The organism is Xanthomonas sp. 4461, assembly GCF_024806475.1.
Classification (GTDB): domain Bacteria; phylum Pseudomonadota; class Gammaproteobacteria; order Xanthomonadales; family Xanthomonadaceae; genus Xanthomonas; species Xanthomonas arboricola_F.
Genome location: NZ_JANTYV010000002.1, coordinates 735,353 through 752,588, shown reverse-complemented (window position 1 = coordinate 752,588; position 17,236 = coordinate 735,353). Strand labels below are relative to the sequence as shown.

The window sequence follows — 17,236 nt, the reverse complement described above, 5'->3', positions numbered from 1 at the left end:
CATCGCAATCGGTTGTACGGGTGCCTGTTCAGGCCTCCCTTGCTTGCCCAAAGGGAATCAGAAAGTTCCCGAAGATCGCAAGGTGTTTCGACCGGCGGTTGCGTCACTCGGCATCGTGCGTGAACAGCCGATCTGCCCGGACTTCATATTCGCAGCCTGAGCCACTGCCGATCTCATCGTTGGTCGATTCAACCTGGTTTGGTCGAACGACACAGTTTGAAATGAATTAATACAACGATTCAAACACCTTGAAACCGGGGAGTGGGGGCGGGCGCATGGCGCCATGGCAAGCCGATGCAGGCCGCCAGCGTCACGATCCGCCATGCACGTACCTCGATAAGTGCATGGCGAGGGTCTGATGCCGAATCAGCGCTCAGCAGGCGGCCGCGCGATGTCCGGCGCTCGGGCTTGCGCTTTTGCCCGGCGCCAGCGGGTCCTTGCCCTGTAACGCGAGCTCCAGCTTGTAGCCATGCGAATACACGGTTCTGATACGGACCACGCCGCTGTGGTTGCACAGCTGCAATTTCTTGCGCAGCTTGTAGATGTGCTGCTCCATGGTGCGGTCGGTGAACTCGGTGTGGCTGCCCCAGACCGCTTTGGCGAGCTGGCAGCGGCGGAAACAGACCCCGGGGCTGGAAAACAGCAGCCAGGCGATCGAGAACTCGCGCGCGGTGAGCACGATCGGCTTGCCATGCAGGTAAACCGTGTTTTCTTCGCGGATCAGCTGATACGGGCCGACGGTGAGGTGTTGCGACTCCTGGCAGGCCTCTGGGGCGGGGGAGATCGCCAATGCCGCCCGCACCTGCAGTTCGCACGAGTTGAATGGGAGCGCTAACACTTCCTGCGCGCCGGCTTGGTACCAGGCCAGGATGTCGTCGGGGCAGTCGAACCGCCCCAGCACGATCAGCGGCGTGGGATGGCCGCTGTGGCAGCGGTGCCAGGCCAGGACCGAGCTGTCGTCGGAGGCGACGCAGCTTGCATCGAAGATCAGCAGGTCGCAGGGCGAATGCCGCAAGTTGCGCAACAGCTCCAGCTCATCGGAAAACACCGCCAATTTGGGTGCTAGTGAGGCCAGGCTCGCGTTGACCTGCGATGTCAGGCGCGCGTCCTGCGTCAACAGGAACGCCGCTCCGTGCTTGCCGGGAGAAGGGGTGTGCATCATCCGGCCTTCCCGTGACGGCACACGTACCAGTCGTGCGTGGGATGCCGGTGACGGGCGGCAGGCGCCGCTACAAAATCCACAGATAGAGATAAGTGCATCGCCATACCATCCGGCTGCGAAAGGGGGGAGGGTCTGACCGAGGTCAGGCGAATGGTATGTACCATTCCAGCGGCAGAAAGTTTCACTGCTGCGTACTTTTCTTCGGGTTTGGGTGGGTACGCTTTAACTCGCGCTCATCTATACGCAACGCAGCTCTTACATCTTGGGCATGCGGGCGCGCATCCACGCATATCCTTGGTGTATTGCCCGGACATGTTTGTCCGGGAATACACGAAATTGGTTGGAAAGGTCTAGACCAAGGTATTGCGATTACGACGAACGCTGCCTTCGCAAGGAATAGGTCCGGCGAGCAGGTAACACGAAAGTTACTTTGGTTATGAGCGGGACGTGTGCGCAGCAACATGGCCACGTCCCGCCCAACGTTCGCGCAGCAATCGGAGCAAACACTCAAAAATCTGCGATCAACGCGTGCGTTGGCAGATGTTGCGCGAAGGCACCGCATTGCCTGGTCGTGCCGCAACCGCAACCAGCGTCCAGGCGTTAAGTAATGTCCATCGCTGGACACTGCACGCGCTCTGCAAAAAAGAATCCCGCATATGCAAAACGCACGGCGGACGCGCTGGAAGACAGAGTGAGGTTTTTTGATTTTTGCGGTGCGCGCAGGTGAGAGTTTCCATTGGATCCGCTGCATACAATCGTTTGCGCCAGCCAGACCGGCGCATTGTTTGTTTTTTGCTCGTCCCCCTCAGAGAGAGCCCGGCATGATCCTTTCAACCTACTTCGCAGCGATTTCTGCGTTGTCTTACGCAGATCGTCTTCCTACCTATACAAGCAGGATGCTGGTTGGTGCCTGGCCGCAAGGTCTGCAACATCTTCAACAACGTCGCGACGGCCAGGCAACACCGGACGGCCCCGACGACGAGGTCAGCCTGCTGGGAGCCAGCGGCGATGCCTTGCTGATTCTCGAATACCAGGAAGAAGCCGAAGACGCCTACCGCCACGCATTGAAGGCAATGCGCGGCCATCAGCGGCAGCTTCGGCTGTTGTCGTGCCGCAATACCGCCTGGCTGATGCTGAGCCAGCGGCGTTTGAGCGCGGCGCTGAACTGCTTTGCGCAGCTTGCGATGGACCGCGACACGCCGGCCTGCCTGTGTGGCGAAGGTCTGCTGGGCAAGGCGCTGACCCACTTTCACCTCGGCCAGAGCACCCTGGCCCTGCAGACGCTGGAACGTGCGCGTGAAGCGCTATCCGAGCTGGAAACCGGCGCCTCCGACTGGCTGCGCATCGCCACCGCGCTGCGTCTGGACATGATTGCGCAGCTGCGTATCCGTCGCGCCGACCGCATGAGCGACCATGTCTTCTGGCAGGCCACGCTGCGCCAGGAAGATGCCGCGCATGCGTTCGAGCCCAGCGAACTGCGTGCCTGCATCGCCGATCTGGCCGAAAGCATGCCGGTACTGGCGCAGCGCATGCGGCATGTGCGCAACCTGTTGCGGATCGCTGGCGGCGACACCTTCGGGTTCGACGCGCAGATCGATGCGCTGCCGGCCGCGGCAACCGGTTGCCCGCCGTGCGCGCGCCAGGATGCGCAGGTGGAGCTGGCGCTGGCTGCACTGGCTGTCGGTCGCGCCGATCTGGCCGAGCGTGCCCTGGCCGGTGCCGGCCGGCATCATGCGCCGCGCTGGAACCTGGAGTTCGAGTACTGCCAGGCCAAGATCAGCCAGGCGCTGGGCCGTACCGAGCAGGCCTTGCTGCTGTACAACCGCTACGCATTGGGCGCCGTGCAATGCCTGCGCAGCGAAGTGCAGGCACCGCGTCTGCTGGAAAGCGGCACCCCGGCGCACGTCAGCGACGATATCTCCGCGCGCCTGCCGGCCAAGTACCGCCGTGCCTACGGGTACATGATCACCAATGCGCACCGTTCGGACCTGTCGATCAACGAAGTGGCTGCGCAGATCGGTGTGACCGGGCGCGCGTTGCAGCAGGCATTCAAGTCGGCCACCGGGCTGTCGCCGACCCAGGTGCTGCGGCGTTACCGCATGCAGAGCATCCGCGACGAGTTGCTGGCCGAAGGCGGCTGCGGCAGCGTGTTGCAGGCGGCCAGCCGCTGGGGCGTTGGCAGCCGTTCAGCGCTGGCCAAAGGGTACCGCCAGCATTTCAACGAGGCACCGATGGAAACCCTGCAACGCTAGTCGACAGCGCCACCGCCCGGCATGCATGCCGGGCGGTGGCGCATCGTTTCCGACGGCACATGTCAGGCGCAGTCCGCTGCGCGTATGCGCCTGTATACGCGCCAGCGCAGGAGCCAAAGTGAGACGTGCGTGCAGGATGGCTTGCGGCTATCCTTGCCGGCTCGCACTGCCACCCAGGAGGCGCGTCCGAGGATGGGCGTGGCCGCCAAGGAAACGACGACGATCATGCAAGATCACATCTCCGAGGCGACGGACGCCTCACAGATCCGCCGCGCTGGCGTCGATCTCAACGGACTGATGTCCGTCCTCAGCAAACATCTGTATTCCACTCCAGTTGTCGCCCTGCGCGAGCTGGTGCAGAACGCGCACGACTCGATCCTGCGACGCCGCCTGGAACAGCCCGATTGGCAAGGCGAATCGTGCATTCATGTCTATGCCGATCCCGCCCAGGGCATCGTGCGCATCACCGATACCGGTGCCGGGCTCACCCAGCAGGAAATCCACGATTTTCTGGCCACCGTTGGTGTGGGGTACACCCGTGGGCTGCGTCAGGGAGGGCACGAAGACAGCGGTCTGATCGGGATGTTCGGGTTGGGGTTTTTGTCGGCATTCGTGCTGGCGCGACGCGTTACCGTGCGTACCGCCTCGTACCAGAATCCGACATTGGCCCATTGCTACATCTCCAGCAATGCCGAGCAATACACGGTCAGCCCGATCCCGGCGCGTGCGCAGGTCGGCACCGAGGTGGTGCTGGAGCTGCACGATCAATATCTGGCGTTGGCGCAGGACGCGCGCCTGCACGAGATCCTGTCGCGCTACTGCGCGTTGTTGCGCGAGCCGATCCGGGTCGGTGCCGATGCGCAGCCGATCAATCCCGAGCCGCCGCCGTGGCGCATGGACGATGCGGTGCCGTTGCATCCGGTGCAGGCATGGCGTCGGCAGCGCGAGTTTGCGGCGCGCTTCGAACGAAATTTCGAGCCGCTGTGCTGCATGCCGGTGCGTGCCGCCGACGGCAGCGATGCGGTCGGCCTGTTGTGGGTGCAGGACGGCGCCACCTACGGCACCAGCGATAACCGCAATCTATCGGTGTTCCTGCGCGGCATGTTGCTGGACGACAATGCGCGCGAGTTGTTGCCGCCGTGGGCGGGTTTTATCGGCGGGGTGATCGAATCCAACCGGTTGACACCGACCGCGAGCCGCGAGGATCTGCAGCGCGATGTGGTGTACAGCTCGGTGCAGCACGCCTTGTCCGAAGCGCTGGTGCAGGGCCTGGCGGACGTGGCGCGGCAACAGCCCGAAGCGTGGCGCCGCATCCTGCTGCGGCATAACGAAGCCTTGCTGGGCGCGGCGCTGTGCGATGAGCGCCTGTTCGACCTGCTGCTTGAACATGTGCGCGTGCCGACCTCGCAGGGCGACTTGCCTGCGCAGCAGTTGCCGGCGCGTGGCGCGGTGCATGTGATCCTGGATAGCGACAGCGGTTTCGAAGAAATGCTGTTCCGCGCGATGGGCGTGCCGGTCGCTTACGGAAACCGCTACGCGGTGGTGCCGTTCCTGCGTCGCTGGGCGCAGGCCAAGGGCGTGCGCCTGGTGGAGCTGGGCACCGAGCACGGCAACCGCCAGTTGTTCCATCTCGACACCCTGCCGGCCGACGAACTGGCGTGGCTGGAGCAGCATCTGGGCGATGGCGAGGCACTGGTGCCGGCGCGGTTCAGCCCCGAAGAACTGCCGCTGGTGGTGGTGCCCGACCGCGAGGCCGAACTCAAGCGTCGGCTGGAGCAGGACGACAACGACAAGCGGGTGTCCACTGCAGCGCTGCGGCTGGCGCGGCAGTTCACCGCGCGTATCGAAGCGCGTCAGACCCAGCGGCTGTATCTCAACCTCGACAATCCTGCACTGCAGGCATTGCTGGCCGCACAGCGTGCGGGCAACCCGCAAGCCGCGGTCGCTGCACGCTTGCTGCGCTCGCTCAAGGTGATCGTGTCTGCGCAGGGGCGCGCGCAGCCGCAGGCCGGCGGCGCCGAGTCGGGCGGTTCGGATCTCAACAAGGCGTTCGGCGATTTTGCCGACGCCGTGACCCAATTGCTGGCGCGCTGAGCGCTGCATTCAAGGAACAACGCAATGGAAATCTGGAACTGGGTTGAAAAACTGCAGGACGATCTGGGCGAAGCCGGGCAGCCGCAGAACGCGCAGCTGCTGACACGCCTGACCGACCATATCTGCGATCTGCAGATCGAACGTGCCGAAGCGCTGCTGCCCGAGGCGCGTGCGCTGGGCAAGACGCTGGCCAACCCCTGGCTGGAAGTGTTCGTCGGCCATTGGGAAATGCGCAACCGGGTCGGCAATCTGTGCGAAGGCGAGCGCGCGCTGGGCGATGCGGTGGCGCTGTTCGAGCGCGCGCACCGTGCCGATGCGGTGGAGTGCCCGCAATCGGTGTGCGTCACCCAGGATCTGGCCGCCTGCTACGCCAACATCGATGGCCCGGGTTGGGTGGAAGAGCGCATCGAGGTCTGCGATGAAACCCTGGGCCGCATCGACCCGAGTTGGTCGTGCTACCAATGCCTGAGCTGCGAAAAGGCCGATGCCTTGCTCGACGATGGTCGCGGCGACGCCGCGCTGAGCTATCTGGAACAGCAGTCGCAGACCATCGTGGCGCACGGCGGCCAGATCTACGACGGTGTGCCGGACATGCGGATCTCGATCCTGCTGTCGCTGGGGCGGGCAACCGATGCCCTGGCGCTGATCGAACAGCGCGAAGCCGAGGCCGCACGCGAGGGCGCGGAGTGGGCCAACTGCAGTCAGCCGCGCCGCCTGCAGAAGGCGCGCGCGCTGGCGCTGTTGCAGCGCGACGAAGAAGCCATGGATGCGTTGCTGCCGTGGCGCGAGGTGGCGCCGCGCTATCGCCTGCACTGGTTGCGCGCGGTGGCGGTGCTGGCCTCGCGCGCACCCGAGCGCAATACCTGGGACCTGGGCAGCCGCCTGCAGGTCATGCTGGATCATTACGCGCAGGTCGGTGCGCATCGCATCCTGATCGAGGCCGCCGAGCTCGCGATCGATCTGGCGCTGCAGCGCGGTGCGGTGTGGACGGCACGCCGGCATCTGGCGCTGGCGCGTGCGCATGTGCCCAAGTTGCGGCAGGACCGTGGCGCCGCGCAGGCGCTGGACGGTTGGGCTGCGCGCATCGCCTCCGCATCGGCGGGCGAGGATGCACCGGTCGCTGCCGCACAGTTGCTGGAATGGTTGAACGCGCAGGGCGACGATGTGGTGCGCAATCCTGAGCGCGAAGCGCAATGGTTGCTGCAGGCGGTGGCCGAGCGTCCGGACGATGCCGAGTTGGTCGATACCGCGGCATCCGCATTGAGTGCCTGCGCGGCGGACGAACAGGCGATTACGCTGCTGTGGGCCTTCGTGGAGCGGTATGCCGATCGCGAAACCAGCCCCACCTTCCGCCTGATGAATCTGTTGCTGGCCCGGGGCGATGACGCGGGCGTGCGCCGGCTGGCGTTGCTGTATCGGCCGCAGGTGCCGGTGGCGGCGCTGTGGTGCGAGGCCCAGCTTGCGCAGCGGTTGGCCGATTGGCCGGCGCTGGAGCAGGCATGCACGTCGCTGCTGGATCTCTCCCCAGGCTCGCACGGTGCGCGCGGGCTGCTGGCGCGCATGTACCTCAATACCGGCCGTTTTGCCGAGGCGGCCGATGTCTACCGCCAACTGATCGCGCTGATGGACGAGCCGCGCTCGGCGCATTGGGATCTCATGACCGCCGCCAGTGCCGCGCAGGACTGGGATGCGGTGCGTACCTCTGCTGCCGCGATCGGCATGGAACTGAGCAGCGCCAGTGGCGTTGTCGAAGAAGACTGGGGCTGGGTGATCGTGCGGTGTGTGGACGATGGCGACGTTGCCGAGTACTACGCGCGCCGCACCGGCCCGGTGACCGCGCGCATCATCGAAAACGCACCGGCCCATCGCCGTCAGCATGTGGGCGACTGGGTGGTGTTCGATGCGGACCTGTTGTATCCGGCACCGGAGGACGAGGCCGAGCGTGCGCGCTTCGTGCCGACCTATGCGCAGGTGCATGTGCTGCAAACCGGCGGTTTTGGCAGCAGCTGGCTGGTGGACGGCGTGCATCCCGGCGACGAGGTGATCGAGGCGATGCGTGCCGACATGGAGACGCGCGGCTGGAAGATGTGGCTGCACAGTCGCGACGACTATCGCGTGGTCGACCCGGATCATCCGGATGCGTTCGATCCGGAGGATGCAACATCCGGGCTGCCGGGCGTGTTGTTCACCGTGGCGCTTCCGGAAAACGTCGCCCCGCAGGAACTGCATCGCGTGCTGCGATGCACGACCTCGCGCTGGTCGCATCCGATGTGCTGGCTGCGGCTGGCCGAAGCCTGCGAGCAGGACACGCGTCCGCATCTGGAAGCGGTGGAGCGTTACGGGCTCTAGAACAGCGAGCAAAACGACTGCGCTCACCGCCAGGTGGGCGCGGCCGCTGCTCGGTGCGGCATGTACCCCGCATACATCCGGTTGCTCTGCGCCGTCCGCAGCCAGCTGACGACCACTCGCCAACTTTTGTTAGCCATGTTGGAACGGCGTGGCGTCGTAGCGATCGGTACGGCGATTGGCGTGCTGTTTCGCGGAGAATTACCAGGCTGCCTTCGTTCCCGCGCGTGCAGCGATCGTGGTGGGCTGGGCCCGTCCTTGCTTGAGCGCAACGTTGCCGCGCGCGGCAACGTTGCAGTCCGTGTCCGCTCAGCTGCGACTGCCGTACCGCTCCAGCCAATGCGCGTACGACGGCGGCAGCACCCAGGACGGACGCGCTTGTTGCAGTGCCAGTGCCGCCTGGTACGGCCAATGCGGGTTGGCCAGGTGCGCGCGTCCGACCATCACCAGCTCCATTTGCCCGTCGGCGACGACGCGGTCGGCCTCGATGGGGTCGTCGATGTTCCAGGACGAGGCGACCGGCAATTGCGCCTCGCGGCTGACGCGTTCGGCGATCGGTGCCAGCAGCGCCGGGCCCCATGGAATCTGCGCATTCGGTGTGCTGAAGCCCATGCTTACGTTCAACAGATCCAGGCCGCTGCGTTTGAACTCGCGCGTCAGGTCGATCGCCTCGGCCAGGGTTTGTTCGTCGCGGCCGTCGAACTCGATGACACCGAAGCGTGCGGTCAGCGGCAGATGTTCCGGCCACACCGCACGCACGGCCTGCAGCGTTTCCAGCAGAAAGCGCGCGCGGCCTTCGGCATTGCCACCGTAACCATCCTGGCGGTGGTTGGCGTGCACCGAGAAGAAACTCTGCGCCAGATAGCCATGGGCAAAATGCAGTTCCAGCCACTGGAAGCCGGCATCGCGCGCGCGCTGCGCGGCGGCGACAAAATCGCCACGCACGCGGGCGATGTCGTCCAGTGTCATCTCGCGCGGCAGTTTGCCAAGACCGCCGCCGAAGGCGACCGCGGACGGTGACAGGGTGTCCCAGCCGCGCGCATCGCCATCGGCGATATGGTCGTCGCCTTCCCACGGTGTGTTGGCGCTGGCCTTGCGACCGGCATGCCCGATCTGGATGCCGGGCACCGCGCCTGCCGCGCTGATCGATGCGGCGATGCGGGCCAGCCCCTCGGCCTGCGCGTCATTCCACAGGCCCAGACATCCTGGGGTGATGCGCCCTTCGGGCGACACGCCGGTCGCCTCGACGATGACCAGCCCGGCACCACCGCGCGCCATGCCGGCGTAGTGGACCTGATGCCAGTCGTTGCTGAATCCGTCGACGGCAGTGTATTGGCACATCGGCGGGATCGCGATGCGATTGCGCAGCGAGACGTCCTTGAGGTGGTACGGCGTAAAAAGCGACGACATGGCGGGGCGGGAACCTTGGAAAAATTGGTTGGCGATCAGACCACGTCGGCGGCCGTATCAAAACACTGCCGGTGGCACACCGCGTTGCAGCGGCCTGGCGCGCGCACCGTCGAGGCCGGTGGCGCTTGCTTGAGTAAGACGGCGTGGTGGGGGGCAGAAGCGAAAGGGCAGGTGCGCAGCGCACGCTTTCCAAGGCGCCTTGTCGCGCACGCAAGACCGGTGCGACAACGCGCGGCGACCATGGCTGCGCCGCGGCATGCAGCGTGCAAGAGACCTGCATGCGCCGTTGCCGGCGTACCTGACAGCAATCAATCACTTGCGTGCAGTCCCCGCCTGCGAAATCCCGACCAACAACTGCCAACACCCAACCCCACACCCGATTCCCGATTCCCCATTCCCCATTCCCCATTCCCCATTCCCCATTCCCCACCACGTGTCCCGGCGCACGTTCGGTGCGTGCGCTGCAATGTCAAACTGCGGGCGGCAACGTCCTCTGACCGCTACAGGTTGGGTTGCTGGTTGCCGAAACTGAATTGCTTTACTCTGCTACGCATCGGCGTGGGGGCGCCGCGTCGGTCAAGGCGCAGTCCAGCCCGCATGCCAGCTTCTTTTATTCATTTCTTTGGCGGGTGATCTCATGGTGGCACTGCAGCAGCGCTCGATCGACGCGATCCGTGGCCAGGAAGAGGCGTTGTTGGCCGCGTGGCTGGGCTCAAGCCTCGGCAACGATGCGCGTATCTCCCGGCAGGATCAGCAGGCCCAGGGTGCGGACTTTTTGCGGCTGCTGGCCGCCTCGTTGAAGGACGATGGCAGCAGTCTGGACAGCGCCGAGTGGAGCGAGGTCCGTCGCTTCCTGGAAAACCTGTCGCGCGACCGCGCCACCCGTGGCTTCGATTCGCAGGAAACCGCCAACTTCATTTTCTCGCTCAAGCGCGTGCTGTTCGAACTGGTGCAGCGCGAATACGCCAGCACTCCGGAAGACCTCGCGCAGCAGTTGTGGGCGCTGTCCGAGCTGCTGGACCGTCTGGGCCTGTACACCGTCAAGGCGTTTCAGAAGACCCGCGAAGACATCATCGCGCGCCAGCAGGAAGAGATGCTGGAGCTGTCCACCCCGGTGGTCAAACTCTGGGACGGCGTGCTGGCGCTGCCGATGATCGGCACGCTGGATTCGCAACGCACCCAGGTGGTGATGGAGTCGCTGCTGCAGCGCATCGTCGATACCGGCTCGGAGATCGCCATCATCGACATCACCGGCGTGCCCACCGTGGACACGCTGGTTGCGCAGCATTTGCTCAAGACCGTCACCGCGATCCGGCTGATGGGCGCCGATGCCATCATCAGCGGCGTGCGCCCGCAGATTGCGCAGACCATCGTCCATCTGGGTCTGGATCTGCAGGGCATCGTGACCAAGGCCAACCTGGCCGACGCACTGGCGCTGGCGCTCAAGCGCACCGGGCTGACCGTGAGCAAGGCGCTCTGACATGGAGCGCATCCCGATCCTGCGGATGGGCAACCTGTTGCTGGTCACCATCCAGGTGGACATGCACGACCAGCTCGCGCTGCAGCTGCAGGAAGACCTGTCGGAAAAGATCAGCGTCACCTCCGCGCGTGGCGTGCTGATCGACATCTCCGCACTGGATATCGTCGACTCGTTCATCGGCCGCATGATCAGCACCATCTCCGGGCTGGCGACGCTGATGGGTGCCCGCACCGTGGTGGTGGGCATGCAACCGGCGGTGGCGATCACCCTGGTGGAACTGGGGTTGACCTTGCCGTCGGTGCGCACGGCGCTGGACGTCGAACGCGGCATGCGGCTGTTGCAGCAACCCGACACCGCATCATGACCACCGGCTCGCAACCGGTCCGCACCGAGCAGGACGTGGTGCTGGCGCGACAGACCGTGCGCAAGCTGGTCGTGCAGTGCGGCCTGCGTCTGGTCGACCAGACCAAGCTGGTCACTGCGGCCAGCGAGCTGGCGCGCAACACCGTGATCTACGGTGGCGGCGGCGACATGGACTGGGCGCTGGTGGAAAGCGGCATCCGCAAGGGCGTGCAGCTGACCTTCCGCGACGAAGGCCCGGGCATCCCCAATCTGGATCTTGCGCTGACCGATGGCTGGACCTCCGGTAGCGGGCTGGGGCTAGGCCTGTCCGGCAGCCGGCGTCTGGTCGACGATTTCACGCTGGACACTGCGGCCGGCAAGGGCACGCGCATCACCATCACCAAATGGAAGTGAATGTTGCCGGCGCACTCACCCAGGTCATCCGCGTCGAAGAAGTGACACAGGTGGGGCAGGTGCGCCGCGATGCGGTGGCACTTGCGCAGGCCAATGGGTTCGACGAAGGCGCTTGCGGCCGCGTTGCGCTGGTCGCGACCGAGCTGTGTACCAACCTGCTCAACCACGGCGGCGGCGGGCAGATTCAGCTGTGCCGCGTGGCCGGCAGCGCTGGCATCGGCGTGGAGCTGTGCGCGCTCGACCAGGGCCCGGGCTTCGTGCTCGCCGATTGCCTGCCCGACGGCTACTCCACCGGCAGCACGCCCGGCAATGGTCTGGGCGCGGTGCGACGGCAGGCGGCGCTGCTGGATGCGTATTCGGATCATGCCGGTACGATGGTGCTGGCGCGGGTCTATGCCGATGCAGGCGCCGCGTCCGATCTGCCGTACGGCGCCATCCGGCTGCCGCTGCACAGCGAAGCGGTCTGCGGCGATGCCTGGCATCTGGCGATCAATGCGCAACACGTCACCGTCACCATGATCGATGGCCTGGGCCACGGTCCGGGCGCGGCCGATGCCGCCGATGCCGGCACGCGCGCTGCGGCCGCTGCCAGCGGCGAACCCGACGAACGTCTCGTGCGGCTGCATGCCGGCATGTCCGGCAGCCGGGGCGGCGCGGCCGCGGTGATGCAGTTCGACGGCAGCAGCGGGCAGGTGCGCTTTGCCGGCGTCGGCAATATCGCCGCAGCCTTGTGCGATGGCGATGGTGTGCGCGGCATGCCCTCGCATCCGGGCATCGTCGGCGTGCAGTTTCGCAGGGCCAAGCCGTTCGATTTTCCGCAGGCGTCGGGCAAGCTGCTGGTCATGCATAGCGACGGCCTGCAGACGCGCTGGAACCTGCGCGATCACGCCGGGCTGTTGTCGCGCCATCCACGCATCATTGCGGGCGTGCTATTGCGCGATTACGCGCGCGGCCGCGACGATGCCTGCGTCTTCGTCATGCGCCTGGGAGCCATGCAATGAACGCATCCGATGCAGTACCGGGCAGCGATCCGATGAGCGAACTGGCGAGCCTGCGCGAGCAGAACCAGGCGCTGCGCGAGGAGCTGGACGAAACCAACCAGGGCGTCCTGGCGTTGTACGCCGAACTCGACCAGCAGGCCGAGCAGCTGCGCGAGGTGTCCGAGCTCAAGAGCCGTTTCCTGTCGTACATGAGCCACGAGTTCCGTACCCCGCTGGGCTCGATCCTGAGCATTACCCGGCTGCTGGAAGACGGCATGGACGGGCCGCTCAACGACGAGCAACTCAAGCAGGTGCGCTTTGTCAGCGCATCGGCGCGCGAGCTCACCGAGATGGTGGACGACCTGCTGGACCTGGCCAAGATCGAGGCCGGCCGCATCACCATTTCGCCGGGCTGGTTCGACCTGATGGACCTGTTTGCGGCGTTGCGCGGCATGTTTCGCCCGCTCACCGACGTGGGCACCACCACCTTGATCTTCGAAGACCCGCCGGTGCTGCCGATGTTGTACACCGACGACAAGAAGCTGGCCCAGATCCTGCGCAACTTCATTTCCAACGCGCTCAAGTTCACCCCGCAGGGCCATGTGCGCGTGCTGGCGCAGATGGAAGGCGACGACCACGTGCGCTTCAGCGTGCAGGACACCGGCATCGGGATCGCGCCCGAACTTCACGAGACCTTGTTCGAGGATTTCGTACAGGTGGACTCGCCGCTGCAGAAGCGCCTGACCGGCACCGGCCTGGGCCTGTCGATCTGCAAGCGGTTCGCCGAACTGCTGGGCGGGCGGGTCGGCATCAACAGCGTGGTGGGGCAGGGGTCGGAATTTTTCGTCGTGCTGCCGGTGACCCTGGCAGCGGAGAAGGCACTTGGGCAGTAAGCAGCACATTCTGGTCGTCGACGACAACGCGGTGACGCGCTATTCGGTGCGACGTGTGCTCGAGCACCACCGCTTCGTGGTCGAGGAAGCCGGCACCGGCACCGAAGGCCTGGCCAAGCTGGCAGCGCAGGCGTTCGCGGCGGTGGTGCTGGACGTCAATCTGCCTGACATGAGCGGCTTCGACATCGTGCGCAGCCTGCGCGCCGAGCCGCGCACTGCGTTGCTGCCGGTGGTGCACGTGTCGGCGGCTTCGATCGCCACCGGCGACATGATCACCGGGCTTGATGCCGGCGCCGATGCCTACCTGATCCACCCGGTGGATCCGAACGTGCTGGTCGCCACGCTGCGCACGCTGTTGCGCGCGCGCAATGCCGAAGAAGCGTTGCGGCTCAGCGAGGCACGTTTCCGCGAGATCTTCGAGCACATCAGCGCGCCGATCGCAGTGGTCGATGCCGCCTTGCACACGCATGACCTCAACGCGGCGTTCCAGCGCCTGATCGGCGATGCCACGCCGGGTGAAGCGATCCACGCTGCGGGGCTGGATCAGACGGCCACCGTGCAGGCGCTGACCGGCGCACTGGCGCAGCGCGAGCGCTGGAGCGGCACGCTGTCGATCCTGCGCGATGGCAAGCTGTGCGAAACCGAATGGCGGGTGTCGCCGTACCGCGAGCCGGACCTGGGCCTGCTGATGGTGGAGGACGTCACCGAGCGGCGCCTGCGCGAGCGCGAGCAGCGTCAGGAACTGGATACCGCCACCACCGAGCTGGCGCACCAGATCGCCGAGCGCCAGCGCACCGAAATCCAGCTGTTGCAGGCGCAAAAGATGGAAGCGCTGGGCAAGCTCACCGGCGGCATCGCGCACGACTTCAACAACCTGCTGACCAGCATCATTTCCGGCCTGGACATGATCCAGCTGGCGGTGGAATCCAACCGCATCGAGCGCGTGCCGCGCCTGGCCGAAATTGCCACCGGCTCGGCACATCGGGCAGCGGCGCTGACCCAGCGCATGCTCGCGTTTGCGCGCAAGCAATCGCTGGATGCGCAGCCGTTCGACGTCAATCTGCGCGTGCGCTCGCTGGAAGACATGCTGCAACGCTCGATCGGCGAGAACATCGCCCTGGAGCTGGAGCTTGCCGATGCCTCGCTGGTGGCGGTTGCCGATGCCAACCAGCTCGAGAACGTGGTGCTCAACCTGGTGATCAATGCCCGCGATGCATTACGCGGGCATGGCACCATCTGCGTGCAGACCGCCGCCTACGTCGCGCTCAATGACCCGGAACTGGACGATGGCGAGTATGTCGCGGTCAACGTGATCGACAACGGCAGCGGCATCGAGCCGGCCATCCTCAATCAGGTGTTCGAGCCGTTTTTCACCACCAAACCCATCGGCGAAGGCACCGGCCTGGGGTTGTCGATGACCTACGGCTTTGCACGCCAGTCCGGCGGTACCGCGCGCATCACCAGCCAGATCGGCCAGGGCACCACGGTGACGTTGCTGCTGCCGCGCGGGCTGTCGGCGAGCGAGGTGCCGCCGGCACCGTCGCCGACGACGCAACGCGCGCGCAACGCGCGCATCCTTCTGGTGGACGACACCGACGTGGTGCGCATGATGGTCAGCGAGGTGCTCAGCGACGCCGGGTATCAGGTGATCGAAGCCGAAGACGCCATCGGCGCGCTGGAGCAGTTGCGCACCGATCTGCAGATCGACCTGGTGGTGTCCGATGTCGGCCTGCCGGGCATGAACGGGCGCGACATGGCCGATGTGGCGCGTACGCTGCGTCCGGGGCTGCCGATCCTGTTCATCACCGGCTACGCCGAAAACGCGGTCACGCGGCAGGAATTTCTGGCCGACGGCATGGCCTTGCTGCCCAAGCCCTTCAGCCTCAACGATTTGCTCAATACCGTCGGGCAGATGCTCGACAGCAGCGTGCTGGCGCGCGCTTAGGAAGCATTGGTTCGATTGCCCGGCAGTGCGGTGTACGCGCGCCGGCAGTCAACGCGAGTACGCGTACGGCCCGAACGTGGCGCCCAGAAAACCGCCGGCCGTCTCGGTGCTGAGCAGCAGGGCGTCGCCCTGTTCGAGCAGCGTCTGCCACTGACCGTTGCCTACCGCGAAATCCACATGCACGCGCGCGCCGTCCAGCGCAAAGCGCAGCTGCACCGGTTGGGTCGCATCGGGCAGCGGCGCACGTGCCAGCACGGTGCCGGTGCCGGGGTCCTGCAGGCCTGCGCGGCGATACAACACGACAGCGGCGCCGGCCTCGTCGCGCACCAGCATGGCCGCCAGGAAGTGGCTTTCCTTGGCCACCATCGCAAGGCCTGCCTGCTCGCCGATTGCCAGCGCGCTGCCATCGACAGTGGCCGCCAGCGTGGCGTGGTGATGCTGCAGGCGATGGCCCAGATACGCGGGTTGACCGCGGCCGATATCGCCCAGCGCCACCTGCGAGGGGGTGATGCGCAGACCCTGCGGGCCGGGCAGGTACCACGGCTGGGTAGGCGGGTGGAAGGTCATCCATTGCATCGGCACGCGCGCCTGTTGAAAGCGCTCGCTCCATTGCATCGGGCCGCTGGTGGGCAGGGCCTGGGTGCCGGTAGGCAGTGCGGAGCGCGTGGCGATCGGCGGCACGGCGCTGCCATGCGGCAATACCTGCGGCCAGCCGTCGCGCCATTGCACCGGCAATAGAAAGGTTTCGCGGCCAAGCGCGTAGTGGTTGCCCTGATACGGGCGTGTGCCCAGGAACACCGCCCACCACGTGCCGTCCTGGAGCTCGACGAACTGTGCATGCCCGGTCGAGGTGATCGGTGCGCTGCGGCTCGGGTCCAGGTCGCGCTGGGTCAGTACCGGGTTACCGCTCCAGGGCTCGTAGGGGCCGGTGATCTGGCGGCTGCGGTAGATCATCTGCGCATGCTGCTCGCCGGTGCCGCCTTCGGCTGCGGTGAGGTAATAGTAGCCGTCGCGGCGGAATAGATGCGGGCCCTCGATATGTTCGGGATTGGTGGCCGGTTGAAAGCCCGAGTCCACGATCACCTGACGTGTGCCGACCAGTGTCATGCGGGTCAGATCCAGCTGCTGCAGCCAGATGGCGCGGTGTCCGTCGTAGCGCAGCTTGCCGGCCGGCACGTCGTTGTTGACCAGCCAGGCGCTGCCGTCGTCGTCGAAGAACAGCGACGGGTCGATGCCCTTGGCGTCGAGCCAGATCGGGTCGGACCACGGACCGGCCGGATCGGTGGCGGTGATCAGGAAGTTGCCGCCGTCGCAGTAGAAACAGGTGTTGGCAATGTAGAAGGTGCCGTCGTGGTGGCTGATGCTGGCGGCGAACAGGCCGCGGGTCAGCTCGTCGCGGCCGTAGTCGATCTGGTCGGGGCGATCGATCGCATTGCCGATCTGGGTCCAGTGCACCAGGTCGCTGCTCTTGAACACCGGCAGGCCGGGAAAGTAGCCGAACGTGGAGTTGACCAGATAGAAGTCGTCGCCGACCCGGACCGCGGACGGGTCCGGATAAAACCCGGCCAGCACCGGATTGCGGTACTGCGTCTCGGTCGGCAACGCGCCGCCGTCATCGCCCTGGTAATCCACCTGGGTGATCAGCGCGCTGCCGGCATGGGCCAGCTCGCAACTCACGGCGGCCATCAGGCCCAGTATCCATCCGACTCGTTTCACGACAGGTTCCCCGATACGCGTCCACTGGCCTGGCGCCAGCCTCGCGGCAGCATGACAGCTCTGCGCCTGGCACGGCATGACGTTTTGCCATGCCGCAGGCGCGTGCTGGCATGGCTGTGCGCAACGCAGCCTCTGGGCGCGGATCGGTGCGCCTGCCACTTCGCTGCAACATTGCTGACATATCGTGCGCGCGGCGCCATGC

The 17,236-nt window shown here is 65.8% G+C and carries 12 protein-coding genes and 1 other RNA gene; 10 read left to right on the top strand and 3 right to left on the bottom strand.

Annotated features, from left to right (window positions below):
* Positions 1–373: 373 nt before the first annotated feature.
* Positions 374–1,159 carry a response regulator transcription factor gene (locus FHY19_RS10960; protein WP_259153970.1) on the bottom strand — a complete coding sequence of 262 codons (786 nt, stop codon included), beginning with the start codon at positions 1,157–1,159 and terminating at the stop codon, positions 374–376.
* Positions 1,160–2,058: 899 nt separating this feature from the next.
* Here FHY19_RS10960 and FHY19_RS10955 point away from each other — a divergent pair.
* The 4 genes from FHY19_RS10955 to FHY19_RS10940 all read left to right on the top strand — a co-directional run bounded on the left by FHY19_RS10955 (position 2,059) and on the right by FHY19_RS10940 (position 7,992).
* Positions 2,059–3,414, top strand: coding sequence for a helix-turn-helix transcriptional regulator (locus FHY19_RS10955; RefSeq protein ID WP_259153971.1), 1,356 nt, complete (start codon positions 2,059–2,061; stop codon positions 3,412–3,414).
* A 225-nt stretch (positions 3,415–3,639) separates the two neighbouring features.
* Positions 3,640–5,508 carry an ATP-binding protein gene (locus tag FHY19_RS10950; RefSeq protein ID WP_259166075.1) on the top strand — a complete coding sequence of 623 codons (1,869 nt, stop codon included), beginning with the start codon at positions 3,640–3,642 and terminating at the stop codon, positions 5,506–5,508.
* 24 nt (positions 5,509–5,532) lie between these two features.
* Complete coding sequence (locus tag FHY19_RS10945; RefSeq protein ID WP_259166072.1) at positions 5,533–7,857, top strand: tetratricopeptide repeat protein; 2,325 nt, start codon at positions 5,533–5,535, stop codon at positions 7,855–7,857.
* Between the two features lie 60 nt (positions 7,858–7,917).
* Positions 7,918–7,992, top strand: a non-coding RNA gene (locus FHY19_RS10940) — sX9 sRNA.
* Positions 7,993–8,163: 171 nt separating this feature from the next.
* Here FHY19_RS10940 and FHY19_RS10935 read toward each other — a convergent pair.
* A complete protein-coding gene (locus FHY19_RS10935; protein ID WP_259166070.1) occupies positions 8,164–9,264 on the bottom strand; it encodes an NADH:flavin oxidoreductase/NADH oxidase in 1,101 nt (366 codons plus the stop codon).
* 637 nt (positions 9,265–9,901) lie between these two features.
* Here FHY19_RS10935 and FHY19_RS10930 point away from each other — a divergent pair.
* The 6 genes from FHY19_RS10930 to FHY19_RS10905 are packed head-to-tail and all read left to right on the top strand — an operon-like array spanning position 9,902 to position 15,318.
* Entirely contained in the window at positions 9,902–10,744 is an 843-nt protein-coding gene (locus tag FHY19_RS10930; protein WP_259166069.1) for an STAS domain-containing protein, read from the top strand.
* A 1-nt stretch (position 10,745) separates the two neighbouring features.
* On the top strand, positions 10,746–11,108 hold the full coding sequence (locus tag FHY19_RS10925) for an STAS domain-containing protein (protein WP_104611489.1): 363 nt from the start codon (positions 10,746–10,748) through the stop codon (positions 11,106–11,108).
* The gene (locus tag FHY19_RS10920; protein ID WP_259153261.1) at positions 11,105–11,500 is read left to right on the top strand and encodes an ATP-binding protein; all 396 of its coding nucleotides are present in this window, start codon (positions 11,105–11,107) and stop codon (positions 11,498–11,500) included. Before FHY19_RS10925 ends, FHY19_RS10920 begins: the two co-directional genes overlap by 4 nt.
* Positions 11,491–12,501, top strand: a complete 1,011-nt coding sequence (locus FHY19_RS10915) for an ATP-binding protein (RefSeq protein ID WP_259166068.1) — start codon at positions 11,491–11,493, stop codon at positions 12,499–12,501. Before FHY19_RS10920 ends, FHY19_RS10915 begins: the two co-directional genes overlap by 10 nt.
* Positions 12,498–13,373 carry an ATP-binding protein gene (locus FHY19_RS10910; protein ID WP_259153263.1) on the top strand — a complete coding sequence of 292 codons (876 nt, stop codon included), beginning with the start codon at positions 12,498–12,500 and terminating at the stop codon, positions 13,371–13,373. The genes FHY19_RS10915 and FHY19_RS10910 overlap by 4 nt, the downstream gene beginning before the upstream one ends.
* Complete coding sequence (locus FHY19_RS10905; RefSeq protein ID WP_259166067.1) at positions 13,363–15,318, top strand: response regulator; 1,956 nt, start codon at positions 13,363–13,365, stop codon at positions 15,316–15,318. Before FHY19_RS10910 ends, FHY19_RS10905 begins: the two co-directional genes overlap by 11 nt.
* Before the next feature lie 48 nt (positions 15,319–15,366).
* Here FHY19_RS10905 and FHY19_RS10900 read toward each other — a convergent pair whose 3' ends face one another.
* A complete protein-coding gene (locus tag FHY19_RS10900) occupies positions 15,367–17,004 on the bottom strand; it encodes a glycoside hydrolase family 43 protein (RefSeq protein WP_259166370.1) in 1,638 nt (545 codons plus the stop codon).
* Positions 17,005–17,236 lie beyond the last annotated feature (232 nt).